Raw genomic sequence first — 17,706 nt, forward strand, 5'->3', positions numbered from 1 at the left:
TTCACCTCAGCAAACGCGAGGGTGAGGTACCTCACGTGTGGGCCGCCCGCGCCTCCCGGGGGCACCGGGGGCCGCCTCAGTGGCGGTGGCGGGGGGCGCGGCGGGGTGTCGTGTGCTGGGCCTCGGCGCCGCCGTCCGGCCGGGGCGGGCGGTGCGGCGGGCGGTGGCGGGCGTGCAGGGCCAGCGCCAGGCAGGCCGCCGTCGCGGCGATGGCGAGGGCGGCGGGGAGCCTGGCGTACGAGGTCGGTGCGACCGGTGCCTGGGCCGCGATCAGGACCACCGCCGTCGCGGCGGCGGCCGCCAGCACGGGTTTCGCGTCCGGCCGGCCGGGCGGGGCGGTGACCCCCGCCGTCCAGGGGTCGGTGACGAGCAGGTAGGCCGGCAGCAGGGCGGCGATGCAGACGACCAGCCAGAGGGCGGGGCCGGTGGCCGCCGCGATCACGATGGCGGCGGCCGGCAGGACGGTCGTCCTGCGGCGCGCCAGCACGGCCGGCCAGCGCAGGGAGGTGTGGACGGGCCGCGCGTCGACCATCGGAGCGGCCCACCACGCGGCGGCGCCCGCCGCCCCGGTCATCAGCAGCCCGGCCGGCGGCGAGGCGTGCAGGGCGGCCGGCGGATCGCAGGCGGCGACGACGAGGGCCGCGCCCAGCAGCCGGTCGGCGAGGCGGGAGGTGAGACGCGTGGCGAGCCGGGCGGGACGGACCTCCGCCGGGGCGGACCGGGTGGGGGCGGTGGTCATCGGGTGCCTCCGTGGACACGGGTCCGCAGCAGCGGCGCGAGGGCGAGGTCGAGGGTCTCGCCGGGCCGGTGGGCGACGACCGCGATGCCGCTCTCGACGAGGGAGAAGCGCATGGCGTCGCGGTCGGCCCGCCACAGGCGCAGCGCGAGTTCGCCCTCGGTGTCGCCGGGGTCCACGACCGGGTCGCCGGTGGGGATCTCGACCACGACCACCGGGTTGGACCGCCCGCGCACCTGGTGCAGGACCTCGAAGATCCGCTGGTCGCTCAGCGGGGTGATGACGTACACCAGGGCCCCGGAGGGCAGTGCGGGCGGGGGGAGCGGGCCGAGGCCCTCCGAGCGGTGGCCGCGGTCCTTGCGGACCGCCAGCACGCTCTCGGCGATCCGGAAGAAGTACCCCTGGCCGCTGCCCGGTCGCAGCCAGCGGGTCGTGCCGCCGACCGATACGACGCCGACCCGGTCGTGGGTGCGCAGGTAGGCGCGGACCAGCCCGGCGGCGGTCCGGAAGGTCGCGTCGAGCGTGGAGGTGCCGGCGACCGGGTCGACCACGTCGGTGAGCACGTCCAGCAGCACCACGGTCTCCGCCGTGCGCTCCGCGGCGAAGCCGTGGACCTGGAGGCTGCCCCGGCGGGTGGTGGCCGGCCAGTGGATCCGGCGCTGGCGCTCGCCGCGCGCGTACGGGTGCACGCCGGTGACCTCGACCCCCTCGCCGCGCTGCGCGGAGGCGTGCTCGCCGAGGCGTTGGGGCAGCCGGACCGGGATGGGCGTGAGGCCCGCGTGCTCGGGCACCGGGAAGACGGAGACCTCGCCGAGGTCCACCCGTACCGTGCGGCGGGCCAGGCCGCCCCGGTCGTAGACGTCCACGTCGACCGTGCCGAGCGTCCAGCGGCCCCACCGCCGTGCGGTCAGGACCAGTTCCACGTGGTGCGGGCCCGTCTCGACGCGGTCGAGCCGGACCCCGGGGCCGAGGGTGACCCCCGGGTCCAGGCGGCCGGGCTCCCCGTCGTGGGCCACGGCGATCCGCACCGTCACCCGCTCGCCCTCGAAGCACCGCCTGGGCTCCACCTCCGCCTCGGCCGTCAGCCCGTCCGGGCGCGGCCCGCCCGGCAGGGCGAGGGCCAGCAGGACCAGCGGTGCGGCGGCCAGGGCGAGGACCCAGGGGCGGCCGGTGACCAGCGCGGCGGACAGGGCGACGACGGCCAGCGTGCCCAGCCGCAGCGCGCGCTCGCCGGGGCGCCGGCCGGGCGGGGGCGGTGGCGGGGGTCCGGCGGCGTCCCGGCGGCCGTCGAGGGCCCGCCGGACGGCGGCCGCCGTGCGGGCGGCCGCCGTGCGGGCGGGCACCGTGCGGGCGGCCACCGTGCGGGCGGGCACCGGCTCCGTCATGACCCGGCCGGGGTGCGCGGCAGGGTCCGCGGGGCGGGGGCCGACCGGGTGATCTCGCGGATCACCTCGTCGGCGTCGATCTGGCGGACCCACAGTTCGGGCTTGAGGGTGATCCGGTGGGCGAGGGCGGGCACCGCCACGGACTTGACGTCCTCAGGTGTCACGTAGTCCCGCAGGTCCAGCACGGCGCGGGCGCGGGCCAGCTGCACCAGGGCCAGGCCGCCGCGCGGAGAGGCGCCGACCTGGACGTGGGGGTGGGCGCGGGTGGCGCCGACGAGGGCGACGGCGTAGTCCAGCAGGTCGTCGTCCACCTCGACGCGCTCGACGGCGGCCCGCATGGCCAGCACCTCGTCCGGCCCGCTGAGCGTGCGCAGCACCGCTTCGGGCGCGGCACGGTCGACGCGTGCGCGCAGCATGCCGGCTTCCTCGGCGGGCGTGAGGTAGCCCATCCGCACGCGCAGCAGGAAGCGGTCGAGCTGGGCCTCCGGCAGGGTGTAGGTGCCCTCGTACTCGATGGGGTTGGCGGTGGCCACGACCACGAAGGGGTCCGGCAGGGGCCGGGTGGTGCCGTCGACGGACACCTGGGACTCGGCCATCGCCTCCAGCAGGGCCGCCTGGGTCTTGGGCGGCGTGCGGTTGATCTCGTCGGCGAGCAGCAGGTGGGTGAAGACGGGGCCGGGACGGAAGACCATGCCGGCGGTCCGCTGGTCGTAGAACGGGGCGCCGGTGACGTCGGAGGGCAGCAGGTCGGGGGTGAACTGGACGCGGGAGAAGTCCAGTCCGAGGGTGGTGGCGAAGGAGCGGGCCAGCAGGGTCTTGCCGAGTCCCGGCAGGTCCTCGATGAGGACGTGGCCCCCGGCGAGGACGCCGAGCATGACGAGGGCGAGCGGTTCGGCCTTGCCGACCACGGCGGTGCGGATCTCGTCGAGCACGGCCGCCGCGCGCTCGCCGGCCTGTCGGGGCGTCAGGACGGCCTGGTCCGGGCTGGTTCGCGTGCTGGTCACGAGCGGGTCCTCACGGGGCGGGGTCGGATGGGGGCCGCGGGCGCCGGCCGGGTGCCGGCGGCGGTCACAGGGCTTCCAGGCGGTCGAGCAGGGCACGCAGGACGGCCTCGGGGAGGGTGGGCCCCGGGGCGGGCGACCCGGGGTCGATCCACGGCCACAGGTCGGTGCCGACCAGCGCCCGGGCCCGGTCCGGGTTCCGGTACAGGGCGACTCCGTGGCGTTCGGCCAGCCGGGCCGCGAACAGCCGCTGGAGCTGGGGGCGCATGACGGTGCGCAGGTGTTCTCCGCCGTCGTCGGCGAGGGCGTCGGCCACGGTGCGCCGCCACCGGCCGAGCGCCGGGGCCCGGCTGCCCGGCACCCGGGTGGGCCCGCGCGGTCCGGTGTCCTGGGCGGCGCCGCCGGCGGCGTAGCGCCCGAGGGCCAGTGCGACGACGGTGATGAGCGCGGCCCCGGTGGCGGCCGCGGCGGCGCCGTCGGTCAGGGCGAGGAGCAGTCCGGCGGCGAGGGCGAGGCCGGCCAGGACGCCGGTCGAGTGGCGCACCGAACCGGGCGCGCACCGCACGGAGCCGGTCAGGGTCCGGAAGCGTATGCCCGCCCTCATCCGGCACCGGCCCCGGTGCGCGGTGCGTCCGCCTGCGGGTGCGGGCCGTGGGCGAGCGCGGCCAGCGCGGCCGCCGCCCGCTCGCGGTGGCCGCCGTGCATCGGGTGCGTGGAGTAACGGGCCTCACGGAACAGGGCGGTGAGCTCGGTGGCGGCCGCCGCCGCCGGCAGGCCGCCGGCGAGGGCCCGTTCCAGGAGGTCGTGCGGGCTGTCCGAGGCGTGCCGGGCCACGCCCGAGGCGGCGAGGGACTCCTCCATGGCCAGGTAGCAGGCGATGACGGCCGCCCGGACGTCGGTTCCGTCCAGCAGGGCGCGGCGCCCGGAGTCCACGGCGTGGGCCAGCTGTCCCCGCTCGCCCTCGGGGGTCGCGGGCGCCGCCCCGGCCTCGGGGGCGGCCGGACGGCTCAGGTACCGCCACAGGAACCGGGCGGCGAGGACGGCTGCCCCGGTGAGCAGGGCGAGCCCGAGCACCAGCAGGGTCCATGTCAGCCAGGAGGGCGTGCCCTGGTCCGGGGCGGCGGCCGGTGCGGCGGGCGCCAGGGTGGGCACCGGGGCCGGGCCCGTGGGGGGAAGCGGTGCGGGCCCCGGGCCGCCGTCGGCGGCCGCGCCGCCCCGTTCGGGGTCGGGGTCGGGGGAACCGAAGCGGTGCAGGGCCACGATGAGCAGCGGGAGGACCAGCGGGGCCGCCGTCAGCACGCGGCGCACCCCGTCCGCCAGCCGCTGCTCCACCGGGTCGAGCTCCTGGGCGCCGACCCGCTCCACGTACCCGGCGCGCAGCGCGATCCCGCCGAGGAGGGCGAGCAGGGCCAGGCCGAGCACGAGGACGGGGTTGCCGCCGAGCGGTCCGCGGCCATCGGCGAACAGACCCGCGCCGGGGTGCAGCAGCAGGGCTCCCAGGGCGGCTCCGCCCACGACTGCCGTGCCCAGCACCGCCCGTGCGGAACCGGTGCGACCACGCTCCCGCTCCACCACCGCCCCCTCCCCCGAGACCGGCAGCTTCGCACACCGCCGCCCGGTGATCAATGAGGGCGGGGCCAGGCCGGCGGCCCGGCCGGGGACGGTCAGGAGCGCGGCGAGACCTGGACGATGGCCTCGATCTCCACGAGCTGCTCGGGGACCGACATGTCGCTGACGCCGACGATGGTGTCCGTCGTGCGGTGGTTGCCCACGTACTCCTTGTGCAGCCTGGCGGCCGTGTCGAAGTTCTGCCGGAGGTCCTTGGTGAAGATCTTCATGCTGATGATCTGGCTGCGCGGGACCTTGTAGTGCGCGAGCACCTTGTCCAGGTTGTCGAACGCGGTGCGCACCTGGAGTTCGAAGTTCCCGGCGCCCACGAAGTTCCCGGCCGCGTCGTGGGACACCTGGCCCGAGATGTAGATCGTGTCCCCGGCGCGGATGCCCTGCGAGTATCCGTAGGACTCCTCCCACGGCACCCCGAACCCGAAGTGGTCCCAGCCACGGCGCCCCAGGTCCTGCGCGCTGGCGCCCTGCGGTCCCGTGACGGCGATCGTCGTGGCGGCGATCGCGGCCACCACGGCGCCGATGCCGAACCTGCGCCTCGAGTTGGTCATCCCTCTGTCCCTTCGTCCCGGTGGAGCCTGGAGCACCGACGCTGTCAGGGAGGAGAGGAGAACGCCTCGAACGGCGATCGCGTGGACGTCGGACCGCCTCCGGGCGCAGGGCGCCGGCGGGGGCGTGCGGTCTGTCGCCGGGGCCTCGCGGGGTGGTAGACCTGCGTCCTCGGAGCAGAGGGGGGACGGCCGTGCCGGACGTCAGGATCGGGGTCCTCGGATACGGGCTGCGCGGGGCCCTGGCGCGCACGGCGCACCGTCCGGGCCGGGGCGCGGTGGTGGCCGCGGTCGCCGATCCCGACCCGGGGGCCCGCGCCGGGGCCGCCGGGGCGTTCCCGGGGGCGCGGATCCACGCCGACCCGACGGCGGTGATCGGGGACCCGGGGATCGGGGCCGTCCTGGTCCTCACCCCCGATCACACCCACGCCGGTCTGGCGCGGGAGGCCCTGCGGGCCGGGCAGGCCGTCTTCGTGGAGAAGCCGCTCGACATCAGCGTGGAGCGCTGTGACGAGGTGCTGCGCACGGCGTACGAGACGGGCAGCCGGCTGTACGTCGGGCACAACATGCGCCACATGCCGGTGGTCCGGCTGATGCGGGAGCTGATCGCCCAGGGCGCGGTGGGTACCGTGAAGACGGTGTGGATCCGGCACTTCGTGGGCTACGGCGGTGACTGGTACTTCAAGGACTGGCACGCCGAACGCCGTTTCACCCACGGGCTGCTGCTCCAGAAGGCCGCCCACGACCTGGACGTCCTGCACTGGCTGGCGGGCTCCTACACCGAGGACGTCCAGGCGATGGGCGACCTGATGGTCTACGGCGGGATCCCGCACCGGCGGGCGGCGGGCGAACCCAAGACCGCCGACTGGTACACCGAGGACGGGCACTGGCCGCCGGGCACCCAGCGGGACCTCAACCCGGTGATCGACGTCGAGGACGTGTCCCTGATGAACCTGCGCCTGGCCAACGGGGTCCTCGCCGCCTACCAGCAGTGCCACTTCACCCCCGACTACTGGCGCAACTACACCGTGATCGGGGACGCGGGACGGCTGGAGAACTTCGGGGACGGCCCGGGCGGCGAGGTCCGGGTCTGGAACGCCCGGAGGTCGGGCTACCGGGCCGAGCCGGACGCCCGCCACCCCGTACCGGCGGCCCCGTCGGGGGGCGGGCACGGCGGGGCGGACCCGCTGCTGATCGACGAGTTCCTGCGGTTCGTCCGGGAGGGCGGGCCCACGGACACCTCGCCGGTCGCCGCCCGGATGGCGGTGGCCGCCGGGTACGGGGCGACGCAGTCGCTGCGGGACGGCGGGACCCCGCGCAGGGTCCCGCCGCTCGATCCGCCGCTGGCCGCCTACTTCGAGAACGGCCAGCGGCGCGCCGCTCCGTGACCGGGTGTCAGTTCGCCGTCAGGGAGGTGCGGAGCCGGCCGGCCATGGCCTCGATGACCTCGGCGTGGTCACGGACCAGGTAGAAGTGGCCCGGCGAGAACACCCGCAGTTCGAAGGGGCCTTCGGTGTGCTCGGCCCAGGCGGCGGCCTCGGCCTCGGTCACCTTCGGGTCGCCGGTGCCGATCATGGCCGTCACGGGGCAGCGCAGCCGCTCCCCCGGTTCGGGGGCGTAGGTCTCCGCCGCCCGGTAGTCGGCCCGGACGGCCGGGAGGACCATCCGCAGCACCTCCTCGTCGCCGAGCAACCGGGTGTCGGTGCCGCTGAGGCTCTTCACCTCCTCGATCAGTCCGTCGTCGTCGCGCAGGTGCACGGTCTCGTGGCGGTGGGCGGAGGGGGCGCGGCGGCCGGAGGCGAACAGGGCCGCCGCCACGATGCCCTTGTCCCGTTCGAAGCGGCGGGCGACCTCGAAGGCGACGGAGGCGCCCATGCTGTGCCCGAAGAACGCCAGGGGCCGGTCCGCCCAGGGCAGCAGGGCGGTGAAGATCCGGTCGGCGAGTTCGGGGATGCTGTCGACGAGGGGTTCGGCGCGCCGGTCCTGCCGGCCGGGGTACTGGACGCACAGGACGTCGGCGAACTCGGGCATGGCGCGGGCCACCGGCAGGTAGAAGCTGGCGGATCCGCCCGCGTGGGGCAGGCAGACCAGCCGTACGGAGGCGTCCGGCCTCGGCTGGAACCGGCGTATCCACAGGCTCTCGTCGGTGGTGGTGTTCGGGGTGTTCACGGTGCGGACCGCGTCCTTTCGGTGAGGGGGCTCGGGGCGGTTCAGGGGAGCTTGAGGATCCACTCGTCGACGGCGGTGGCCGTGGACTCGGCGTGACGCTCCATCAGCGTGTAGTGGTTTCCGGGGACTTCGGTGACGGTCTGGGCGTGCTCGGGGGCCGCCGGCCGGTCGTCGGTCCCGCCGGCCCGCGGGCCCGCGCCGTCCGCCATCGCGTCGGCGGCGCGGACGACGAGGGTGGGGACCGCGGTCCCGGGGGCGTCCCAGTCCTGGAAGAGGGAGAGGTAGCCGCCCATCGCGGTGAGCTGCGTGCCGGGCGCGGAGATGAACTCGAAGCGGTCGGACTGCTCCCGTACCACCGCGGCCTGGAACCGGTCGCCCATGCCCTCGGCGCGGGTGAAGCTGTCGAGCATCACGATGCCCTCGACGGGCCGGCCCAGCCGCTCCAGCCGGCAGGCGACGGCGTGCGCCACCCAGCCGCCCGAGGAGTAGCCGACGAGGACCACCGGTTCCTCGCCCGCGCACGCGGTGACGGACCGGACGTGGACCTCGACGAGGGCCTCGACGTCGCGGGGCAGCGCCTCGCCGGGGGCGAAGCCCGGTTCGGGCAGCCCCCAGATGCTGCGCCGGCCGCCGAACGCCGCCGCGAAGCGGGCGTACTGGTGGACTCCGGAGGGGGCCATGTAGGGGCCGAAGCAGACCAGGTGGGGGCCTTCGTCGCCGTGGGCCAGCCGGACCGGGACGGGCCGGTGGGCGTCCGCGTCGGCGGCGTCGAAGACGGGCCGCAGCCGGGCGGCGGCGGTGACCATCTCGATGCCGTCGCCGAGGCGGCCGAGTTCGCCCGCCCGCCGGTAGAGGCCGACGAGCAGGTCCTCGCCGGCCTCCTCGGCGGTGGTACCGGCCGCGGCCGGGGTCCCGGGGCGCCGGGCGAGGAGCCCGAGGAGGTGGGCGGTCAGGGCGGTGGGGGTGGCGTGGTCGAAGACCAGGGTGGCGGGGAGCTTCAGGCCGGTGGCCCCGCCGAGCCGCTTGGCCAGGCGGACGGCGGTGAGCGAGTCGAAGCCGAGTTCCAGGAAGACCTGCCGCTCCCCCACCGCGTCGGCGGTGGGGTGGCCGAGTACGGCGGCCGCCTCGGAGCGTACGAACTCCAGCACGACCGGCGCCGGGTCGGCCCCGGCGAGCGCGGCGAGGCGGCGCGTCAGGGGGGCTTCGCCGTCGGCCGGGGCGTCCGCACCGGTCTCCTCGGCGGCGGTCAGCCGGCGCACCTCGGGCAGGTCGGCGATCAGGGGGCTGGGCCGGGCGGCGGTGAAGGCGGGGGCGAACCGGGCCCAGTCGACCTCGGCGACGACCACGGTGGTGTCACCCCGTTCGACCGCGCGGCGCAGCGCCAGCACGCCGAGGCCGGGGTCCATGGGGTCGAGGCCGCGCAGCCGCAGCCGCTCCTCGGCGGCCCGGTCGACCATGCCTCCGCCGCCCCAGGCGCCCCAGGCGACGGAGGTGGCGGCCAGTCCGCGGGCGCGGCGGTCCTCGGCGAGGGCGTCCACGCAGGCGTTGGCGGCGGCGTAACCGGCCTGGGCGCCGCTGCCCCAGGCGGCGGCTCCGGAGGAGAACAGGATGAAGGCGTCGAGTTCCCGGTCGCCGAGGAGTTCGTCGAGGTGGGCGGCGCCGGCCGCCTTGGCCCCGAGGAGGGAGGCGAGTTCGGCGACGGTGGTGTCGGCGAGCATGGCGGGCGTGCCGGTGCCCGCGGCGTGTACGACGGCGCTCAGCGGGGGCAGGGCGTCGAGGGAGTCCAGGAGCCGGGCCACCTCCTCGCGGTCGGCGAGGTCGCAGGCGGCCAGTGTCACGCCGGCGCCCAGGGCCTCCAGTTCGGCGGCCAGTTCCGCGGCTCCCTCGGCGTCGGGGCCCCGGCGGCCGGCCAGCACCAGGTGGGCGGCGCCCGCGGTGGCGAGCCAGCGGGCGACGTGGCCGCCGATGTGGCCGGTGCCGCCGGTGACCAGGACGGTGCCGCGCGGCTGCCAGCCGGGGCCGGCGGGCGCCCCGTCGCCGGTGGCGCGGAGCATCCGGCGGGCGAGGACTCCGCCGGGGCGCAGGGCGAGCTGGTCCTCGCCGCCGGCGCCGGTGAGGGCGGCGGCCAGCCTGCGGCCGGTGCGGCCGTCCGTGGCCCGTACCGCGTCGGGCAGGTCGATGTGCCCGCCCCACCGGCCGGGGTGCTCCAGGGCGGTGACCCGGCCCAGGGCGGCCACGGCTGCCTGCCGGACGGAGCGGACGGGGTCGGCGGGGCCGGTGGAGACGGCGCCCCGGGTCAGGCACCACAGGGGGGCGTTCAGCCCCGCGTCGCCGAGCGCCTGGACGAGGAGCAGGGTGGTGGCCAGGCCGAGCGGGACGGCCGGGTGTTCGGGGTGGGTCCGTTCGTCGAGGGCCAGCAGGGACAGGACGCCGGCCGCGTCGCGGCCGGCCGCGCGCAGGGCGTCGGCGAGGGCGTGCCGGTCGGCGTCGGCCGCCACGTCCAGGCGGATGATCTCGGCGCCGTGGGCGGCGAGGGAGTCCAGCGCCAGCTCCACGGCGGGGTCGCCGGGCAGGTCGCGGGGGACGACGGCGAGCCAGGCGCCGGTGAGGGCGGGGTGCGCCGCCGCATCCGCGACCGGCTTCCAGGTGATGCGGTAGCGCCAGGCGTCGGTGGCGGCCTCGTCGCGGCGGCCGCGGTGCCAGGCGTTCAGGGCCGGGAGCGCGGTGCGCAGGCTGGCGTCCTCGTCGACGCCCAGTTCCCGGGCGAGGGTGGGGAGGTCCTCGCCGGCCACGGCCGCCCAGAAGCCCGCGTCGGCCTCGGAGGCGGCCGTGGGGGCCGGTTCGGCGGCCGTGTCGGGTGCGTCGAGCCAGTACCGCTGCCGCTGGAAGGGGTAGGTGGGCAGGGCCACGGCCGGGCCGGGGCGCCGGGCGCCGTCGCCGTCGTCGCCGAGCACGGTCCGCCAGTCGACGGGGACGCCGTGCGCGTGGGCGTCCGCGAGGGAGGTGAGGAAGCGGCGGGCGCCGCCTTCGGACCGCGACAGGGTCGTCAGGACGGCGGCCGGGATCTCGCCGGGGGCGTCGTCGATGGTGTCCTGGAGTCCGTAGACCAGCACGGGGTGCGGGCTGATCTCGATGAACACCCGGTGCCCGTCGGCCAGGAGCCTGCGTGCGGCCTGGTCGAAGCGGACGGTGCGGCGCAGGTTGCCGTACCAGTAGGCGGCGTCCGGCGGGGTGTCGAGGGGTTCGCCCGTGACCGTCGAGTAGAACGGGATCCCGGGTGCGGCGGGGGCGAGGGCGGCGAGTTCCGCGGCGAGGTCCTCGGCCAGGGGTTCGACCTGGGCGCTGTGCGAGGCGAGGTCCACCCGGACCCGCTTGGCGCGGACGCCGTCGGCGGCGCAGGCGGCGAGGAGTCCGGCCAGCGCCTCGCGGTCCCCGGCGACGACGACGGTGCGGGGTCCGTTGACGGCGGCCACGGCGAGGCGGCCGTCCCAGGGGGCGATGCGTGCGGCGGCCTCGGTCTCCGGCAGCGGGAGGGAGACCATGCCGCCCTGTCCGGCCAGGCGCAGCAGGAGGGTGCTGCGGCGGGCGACGAGGCGGGCGCCGTCCTCCAGGGTGAGGGATCCGGCGACGACGGCGGCGGCGATCTCGCCCTGTGAGTGGCCGACGACGGCGGCGGGGCGGACCCCGCAGGAGCGCCAGAGTTCGGCGAGGGAGACCATGACGGCCCAGAGCACGGGCTGGACGACGTCGGGGGCCTCCAGGGCCGGGGCGCCGTCCGTGCCGCGCAGGACCTCTTCGAGGTCCCAGTGGGTGTGGGGGGCCAGGGCCCGGCCGCAGGCGGCGATCCGGTCGCGGAAGACCTCGGAGGTGTCGAGGAGTCCGACGGCCATGCCGGCCCACTGGGAGCCCTGTCCGGGGAAGACGAACACGGGCTGGGCGGGGGCGGTGGCGGTGCCGCGCACGGCGCCGGTGTGGGAGGCGCCGGAGGCGAGCGCGTCGAGGGCGGCGATCAGCTCGTCGCGGTCCTCGCCGACGGCCACGGCGCGTTCGGCGAAGGGGGTGCGGGTGGTGGCGAGCGCGTGGCCGGTCTCGCGCGGGTCGGTGCCGGGGTCCTCGCGCAGCAGGGCGGCGATGCGGGCCGCCTGTTCCTCCAGGGCGGGGACGGTCCGGGCGGCGAGCGGCAGGGCGGTGGCCGGCGACCTCAGGGGCCGGGGCGCGGGGGCGGCCGGGTCGGGGTCCGTCTCGGGGGCGGGGTCCGGGCGGGGTGCCTCCTCGATGATGACGTGCGCGTTGGTGCCGCTCATGCCGAAGGAGGACACGCCGGCGCGGCGGGGCCGGCCGTCGGCGTCGGGCTCCCAGGTCACGGCTTCGGTGAGGAGCCGGACGGCGCCCGCGCTCCAGTCGACGTGCGGGGTGGGCTCGTCGGCGTGCAGGGTCCTGGGGAGCAGGCCGTGGCGCAGCGCCTGGACCATCTTGATGATGCCGCCGGCGCCGGCGGCGGCCTGGGTGTGGCCGATGTTGGACTTCAGGGAGCCCAGCCACAGGGGGCGGCCGGCTTCGCGTTCCCGGCCGTAGGTGGCGAGCAGGGCGGAGGCCTCGATGGGGTCGCCGAGGCGGGTGCCGGTGCCGTGTCCCTCGACGGCGTCGACGTCGTCGGTGGTCAGGCCGGCGTTGGCGAGGGCCTGGCGGATGACGAGCTGCTGGGCCCGGCCGCTGGGCGCGGTGAGGCCGTTGGAGGCGCCGTCCTGGTTCACGGCGGAGCCGCGGATCACGGCGAGCACGGGGTGGCCGTTGCGGCGGGCGTCGGAGAGCCGTTCGACGAGCAGCATGCCGACGCCCTCGCCCCAGCCGGTGCCGTCGGCGCCGGCCGCGTAGGCCTTGCAGCGGCCGTCGGCGGACAGGGCCCGCTGGCGGCTGAACTCGATGAAGGCGCCGGAGCTGGACATGACGGTGACGCCGCCGGCGAGGGCCAGTTCGCATTCGCCCTGGCGCAGGGCCTGGGCGGCCATGTGGAGGGCGACGAGGGAGGAGGAGCAGGCGGTGTCGACGGTCACGGCGGGGCCTTCGAGGCCCAGGGTGTAGGCGATGCGGCCGGAGGCCACGCTGGCGGCGTTGCCGGTGCCGAGGTAGCCCTCGACGCCCTCGGGGACGGCCAGGCCGCGCCGGAGGTAGTCCTGGTAGCCGGAGCCGACGAAGACCCCGGTGCGGCTGCCGCGTACGGTCGCCGGGTCCAGGCCGGCCCGTTCGAAGGCCTCCCAGGAGGTTTCCAGGAGGAGCCGCTGCTGCGGGTCCATGGCGGTGGCCTCGCGGGGCGAGATGCCGAAGAAGGCGGCGTCGAAGTCGGCCAGGTCGTAGAGGAAGCCGCCGGCCCGGGCGTAGGTGGTGCCGGGGTGGTCGGGGTCGGGGTGGTAGAGGGCGTCGAGGTCCCAGCCCCGGTTGTCGGGGAAGACCGACATGGCGTCGGTGCCCTCTTCGACGAGCCGCCACAGTTCCTCGGGCGTTCGGACGCCGCCGGGGTAGCGGCAGCTCATCGCGACGATCGCGATCGGTTCCCCGTCGGCGGGGGCGCGGGTGGCGGCGGACGCGTCCGGCTCCCGGGAGCCGAGGAGTTCGGCGAGGAGGCGGCCGGCGAGGTCGAGGGCGCAGGGGTGGTCGAAGACGAGGGTGGTGGGCAGGTCCAGGCCGGTGGCGCGGACCAGCCGGCCGCGCAGTTCCACCGCGGTGAGGGAGTCGAAGCCGAGGTCGCGGAAGGCCCGGCCCGGTTCGACGGCCTCGGGGCCCGGGTGGCCGAGGACGGCGGCGGCCTCGCGCCTCACCAGTTCCACGAGGGTGCGGTCCCGGTCGGCGGGCTCGGCCTCGGCGAGGGTGCGGCGCAGCGCGCGGGCGGTGTCGTCGGCCCCGTCGCCGGTCGCGCCGGAGCCCGCGGGGCGGCCCGTCGCGGCGTCGCGGACCTCGGGGAGCCCGTCGAGGAGGGGGCTGGGGCGGCCGATGGTGAAGGTCGGGGCGAAGCGGGCCCAGTCGACGTCGGCGACGGTCACGGCGGCGGCGCCCCGGCCGACGGCCCGCTCCAGGGCGGTGAGCGCCGCTTCGGCGTCCAGGGGCTCCAGGCCGCGCTTGCGGAGGCCGTCGGCGATCTCGGGGGTGGCGGCCATGCCGGAGCCGGCCCACGGGCCCCAGGCCACGGCGGTGGCGGGCAGGCCGGCGGAGCGCCGGGCGGCGGCGAGGGCGTCGAGGTGGGCGTTGGCGGCGCTGTAGGCGGCCTGCCCGCCGGCGCCCCACACCCCGGCGATGGAGGAGAACAGGACGAAGGCGTCGAGTTCGTGACCGGCGGGGAGTTCGCGCAGCAGGGCGTCGAGGTGGACGGCGCCCGCCGCCTTGGCGGCCAGGACGGCGTCGAAGGCGGCCGGGCCGGTGTCGGCGAGCAGTCCGGGGGTGTCGACGCCGGCGGTGTGGACGACGGCGGTGAGCGGCTGGCCGGCTTCCGGTCCGGTCAGTTCGGCGAGGAGCCGGGCGAGGGCCTCCCGGTCGGCCACGTCACAGGCGGCGACGGTCACCCGGGCTCCCAGCGCCTCCAGTTCGGCGGTCAGTTCCGCCGCGCCCTCGGCGGCGGGGCCTCGCCGGCCGGCGAGGACGAGGTGGGCGGCGCCGCGTGCGGCGAGGAGCCGGGCGACGTGCCCGCCGAGGGCGCCGGTGCCGCCGGTGATCAGGACGGTGCCGCGCGGCCGCCATGTCCCGCCGCGCCGCGCCTCGGCGTCGGGGGTGCGGGTGAGGCGGCGGGCGAACACCCCGTCCGGGCGTACGGCCAGCTGGTCCTCGGGGCCGGCCGTGGTGAGGACGCCGAGCAGCCGGTCCAGGGCGGTGGTGTCGCAGTCCGCCGGCAGGTCGACGAGGCCGCCCCAGCGGGCCGCGTGTTCCAGCGCGGCGACCCGGCCGAGGCCCCAGATCCGGGCCTGGGCCGGTGCCGTCGGCCCGTCCTGCGGCGAGGTGGTGACGGCGCCCCGGGTGGCGCACCACAGGGGGGCTTCGAGCCCGGCGTCGCCGAGGGCCTGGATGAGGGTGAGGGTGGCGGCGTCGCCGCTGCCGAGGGCGGCCAGTCCGGCGGCGGGCCGCTCGTCCAGGGCCAGCAGGGAGACGACGGTACGGGGGACGGCGCCGGCGGCGGCCTCCCGCAGCCGGCCGGCGAGGGTCTCGCGGTCCTCGGCGGCGTCCACGGTGAGGACGGTGGCGCCGGCCCCCCGGGCGGTGAGCGCGTCCCGGAGCGCGGCGGTCAGGTCCGCGGCGGCGGGGTCCGCGCCGTCGGCGGGGGCCAGCAGGAGCCAGTGCCCGTCGGCGGGGCCGGCGGCGGGGACGGGCAGCCGCTTCCAGGTGATCTCGTACGGCCGGTCCTCGACCGCGGAGCGGCGGGAGGCGGGGGCGGCGGGTTCGAGCCAGTAGTCCTGGCGCTGGAAGGCGTACGTGGGCAGGTCGACGCGGCGGGCGCCGCGTCCGGAGTGGACGGCGGCCCAGTCGACGGGGGTGCCGTGGACGTGGACCCGGGCGAGGGCGGTGGTGACGGCCAGGTCCTCGGGGCGGTCGGCGCGCAGCAGGGGGACGAGGACGCGGGTGTCGTCGAGTACGTGCTGGGCCAGGGCGGTCAGGACGCCGCCGGGCCCCACCTCCAGGAAGGTGCCGGCGCCTTCGGCGGCGAGGGCGCCCACGGCGTCGGCGAAGCGGACCGCTTCGCGGACGTGGCGCACCCAGTAGTCGGCGGAGCAGAACTCCTCTGCGGTGACCGGGCCTCCGGTGAGGGTGGAGACGACCGGCAGCAGTGGCGGTGCGAAGTCCACTGCGGCGACGACGGCCCGGAATTCGGCCAGCACCGGGTCCATGAGGGGCGAGTGGAAGGCGTGGGAGACGGCGAGGGCCTTGGTCTTGCGGCCCTGGGCGGACAGCCGGTCCGCGACGGCGGCCACGGCGCCGGCGGCGCCCGAGACGACCACGGACGCCGGCCCGTTGACGGCGGCGATCCCGGCGCGGTCCTCCAGGCCCGCCAGCAGCTCCCGCACCTCCGCCTCGGAGGCCTCGACGGCGGCCATCGCCCCGCCGGCCGGGAGCGCCTGCATCAGCCGGCCGCGCACGGCCACCAGCTTCGCCGCGTCCCGCAGCGACAGTACGCCCGCCGCGTGGGCGACGGCGTACTCGCCGACGGAGTGTCCGGCGAGGAAGTCGGGGCGCACTCCCCACGACTCCAGCAGCCGGAACAGGGCCACTTCGACGGCGAACAGCGCCGGCTGGGTGTACTCGGTGCGCTCCAGCAGCTCCGGGTCCTGCCCGAACACCACGTCTTTCAGGGGGAGTTCGAGGTGCGGGTCGACGGCGGCGCAGACCGCGTCGAAGGCTTCGGCGAACGCCGGCCGGGTCTCGTACAGTTCACGCCCCATGCCCAGGCGCTGGCTGCCCTGGCCCGAGAACAGGAAGGCCGTGGCGGCCTCGCGCCCGCTCACGCCCTCGACGAGCTGCGGGGCGGTCCCGGCGGCGGCCAGGGCGCCGACTCCGGCGAGGAGGTCGGGGAGTTCGGTGCCGACTACGGCGGCACGGTGGTCCAGGGTGGCCCGGGAGGTGGCCAGGGAGTGGGCCACGTCCAGAGGACTGACCTCGCCGAGGCCGAGGACGTGCCGCAGGAGGCGTTCGGCCTGTTCGCGCAGGGCGGTGGTGTCGCGGCCGGAGAGGGTCCAGGCCACCGGCAGCGGCTCGGCGGGGGCCTGGGCGGGCTCCTCCGGGCTCTCGGGGACCGGCGGGGCCTGCTCGATGATGGTGTGGGCGTTGGTGCCGCTCACCCCGAAGGAGGAGACGGCGGCCCGGCGCAGCCGCCCGTCACCCGTCCACTCCACGGGCTCGGTGAGGAGGCGGACGGCGCCGGAGGACCAGTCGACATGCGGGGAGGGCTCCTGCGCGTGCAGGGTCTTCGGCAGGACGCCGTGGCGCATCGCCTCGACCATCTTGATGATGCCGCCGACGCCGGCCGCCGCCTGCGTGTGGCCGATGTTGGACTTTAACGAGCCCAGCCACAACGGTCGTTCCTCCGGCCGGTTCCGGCCGTACGTCGCCAGGAGCGCCTGGGCCTCGATCGGATCGCCGAGGGTGGTGCCGGTGCCGTGCGCCTCGACCACGTCGACGTCGGCCGGCGAGAGTCCGGCACCGGCGAGGGCCTGCTCGATGACCCGCTGCTGAGCGGGGCCGTTGGGGGCGGTGAGGCCGTTGGAGGCGCCGTCCTGGTTGATCGCGGAGCCCCGGACCACCGCGAGCACCGGGTGCCCGTTGCGCACGGCGTCCGAGAGCCGCTCCACGAGGAGCATGCCGACGCCCTCACCCCAGCCGGTGCCGTCGGCGCCGGCCGCGAAGGACTTGCAGCGGCCGTCGACGGCCAGGCCCTGCTGGCGGCTGAACTCGGTGAACATGCCGGTGGCGGCCATGACGGCGGCGCCGCCGGCCAGGGCCATGGAGCATTCGCCCCGGCGCAGGGCCTGGACGGCCAGGTGCAGGGCGACCAGGGAGGAGGAGCAGGCCGTGTCGACGGTCAGCGAGGGGCCTTCCAGCCCGAAGGTGTAGGAGAGGCGGCCGGAGGCGACGCTGGGTGCGGTGCCGGTGAGCAGGAAGCCCTCCAGCTCCTCCCGGGTGTCGCCGCTGCCCGCGTACCCCTGGTAGGCGAGGCCGACGAACACGCCGGTGCGGGAGCCCTTGACGGAGGTGGGGGCGATCCCGGCCCGCTCGAAGGCCTCCCAGGCGACTTCGAGGAGGAGGCGCTGCTGCGGGTCGGTGGCCAGCGCCTCGCGGGGGGACATGCCGAAGAGGCCCGGGTCGAAGCGGCCCGCGTCGTGGAGGAAGCCGCCCTCGCGGGTGTAGCACTTGCCGGGGACGCCCGGGTCGGGGTCGTAGAGCCCTTCCAGGTCCCAGCCGCGGTTGCCGGGGAAGCCGGTGACCGCGTCGGAGCCGCCGTCGACCAGCCGCCACAGGGCTTCGGGGCTGTCGACGCCGCCGGGGTAGCGGCAGCTCATCGCGACGATGGCGATCGGCTCCTGGTCCTTGGCCTCCACCTCGTGGAGCCGGCGCCGGGTCTGCTTGAGGTCCGCCGTCACCCGCTTGAGGTAGTCCAGCAGCTTCTGTTCGTTCGCGCGCTGTTCGTTCGCGTGCTGTTCGTTCTGTTCGCTCTGCATGTCTCTTCACCCGTCGAGAAGTGTCGGGAAGGGGTGCGGTGGTGCGGCCGC

Annotated in this window: 9 protein-coding genes; 1 reads left to right on the forward strand and 8 read right to left on the reverse strand. The window is 76.9% G+C overall.

The features are described 5' to 3' along the window. Nucleotides 1-76 precede the first annotated feature (76 nt). The 6 genes from ABT403_RS25020 to ABT403_RS25045 all read right to left on the reverse strand — a co-directional run bounded on the left by ABT403_RS25020 (nt 77) and on the right by ABT403_RS25045 (nt 5,296). Nucleotides 77-739 (reverse strand): hypothetical protein, encoded by a 663-nt coding sequence (locus ABT403_RS25020; protein ID WP_344158475.1) that lies wholly within the window; start codon nt 737-739, stop codon nt 77-79. Continuing rightward, the gene (locus ABT403_RS25025; RefSeq protein WP_344158473.1) at nt 736-2,121 is read right to left on the reverse strand and encodes a DUF58 domain-containing protein; all 1,386 of its coding nucleotides are present in this window, start codon (nt 2,119-2,121) and stop codon (nt 736-738) included. Before ABT403_RS25025 ends, ABT403_RS25020 begins: the two co-directional genes overlap by 4 nt. Further along, on the reverse strand, nt 2,118-3,125 hold the full coding sequence (locus tag ABT403_RS25030) for an AAA family ATPase (protein ID WP_344158471.1): 1,008 nt from the start codon (nt 3,123-3,125) through the stop codon (nt 2,118-2,120). Before ABT403_RS25030 ends, ABT403_RS25025 begins: the two co-directional genes overlap by 4 nt. Before the next feature lie 64 nt (nt 3,126-3,189). After that, nucleotides 3,190-3,726, reverse strand: a complete 537-nt coding sequence (locus ABT403_RS25035) for a hypothetical protein (RefSeq protein WP_344158469.1) — start codon at nt 3,724-3,726, stop codon at nt 3,190-3,192. Next, a complete protein-coding gene (locus ABT403_RS25040) occupies nt 3,723-4,697 on the reverse strand; it encodes a DUF4129 domain-containing protein (protein WP_344158467.1) in 975 nt (324 codons plus the stop codon). The genes ABT403_RS25035 and ABT403_RS25040 overlap by 4 nt, the downstream gene beginning before the upstream one ends. Nucleotides 4,698-4,786: 89 nt before the next feature. Continuing rightward, complete coding sequence (locus ABT403_RS25045) at nt 4,787-5,296, reverse strand: RidA family protein (RefSeq protein WP_344158465.1); 510 nt, start codon at nt 5,294-5,296, stop codon at nt 4,787-4,789. A 191-nt stretch (nt 5,297-5,487) separates the two neighbouring features. Here ABT403_RS25045 and ABT403_RS25050 point away from each other — a divergent pair, with 191 nt between their 5' ends. After that, the gene (locus tag ABT403_RS25050) at nt 5,488-6,681 is read left to right on the forward strand and encodes a Gfo/Idh/MocA family protein (RefSeq protein ID WP_344158463.1); all 1,194 of its coding nucleotides are present in this window, start codon (nt 5,488-5,490) and stop codon (nt 6,679-6,681) included. A gap of 7 nt (nt 6,682-6,688) precedes the next feature. Here the strand turns inward: ABT403_RS25050 and ABT403_RS25055 are convergent, their stop codons facing one another. Then, on the reverse strand, nt 6,689-7,462 hold the full coding sequence (locus ABT403_RS25055; RefSeq protein ID WP_344158461.1) for a thioesterase II family protein: 774 nt from the start codon (nt 7,460-7,462) through the stop codon (nt 6,689-6,691). A 41-nt stretch (nt 7,463-7,503) separates the two neighbouring features. Continuing rightward, nucleotides 7,504-17,655 carry a type I polyketide synthase gene (locus ABT403_RS25060; RefSeq protein ID WP_344158459.1) on the reverse strand — a complete coding sequence of 3,384 codons (10,152 nt, stop codon included), beginning with the start codon at nt 17,653-17,655 and terminating at the stop codon, nt 7,504-7,506. Between the last annotated feature and the right edge of the window lie 51 nt (nt 17,656-17,706).

This window comes from Streptomyces sp. NPDC000075 (assembly GCF_040301925.1).
Classification (GTDB): domain Bacteria; phylum Actinomycetota; class Actinomycetes; order Streptomycetales; family Streptomycetaceae; genus Streptomyces; species Streptomyces polychromogenes.

Bases quoted from the DNA above. Each gene is read 5' to 3' on its own strand.
- ABT403_RS25020 (WP_344158475.1), bottom strand. From the start codon at position 739: ATGACCACCGCCCCCACCCGGTCCGCCCCGGCGGAGGTCCGTCCCGCC.
- ABT403_RS25025 (WP_344158473.1), bottom strand. From the start codon at position 2,121: ATGACGGAGCCGGTGCCCGCCCGCACGGTGGCCGCCCGCACGGTGCCC.
- ABT403_RS25060 (WP_344158459.1), bottom strand. From the start codon at position 17,655: ATGCAGAGCGAACAGAACGAACAGCACGCGAACGAACAGCGCGCGAAC.
- ABT403_RS25035 (WP_344158469.1), bottom strand. From the start codon at position 3,726: ATGAGGGCGGGCATACGCTTCCGGACCCTGACCGGCTCCGTGCGGTGC.
- ABT403_RS25045 (WP_344158465.1), bottom strand. From the start codon at position 5,296: ATGACCAACTCGAGGCGCAGGTTCGGCATCGGCGCCGTGGTGGCCGCG.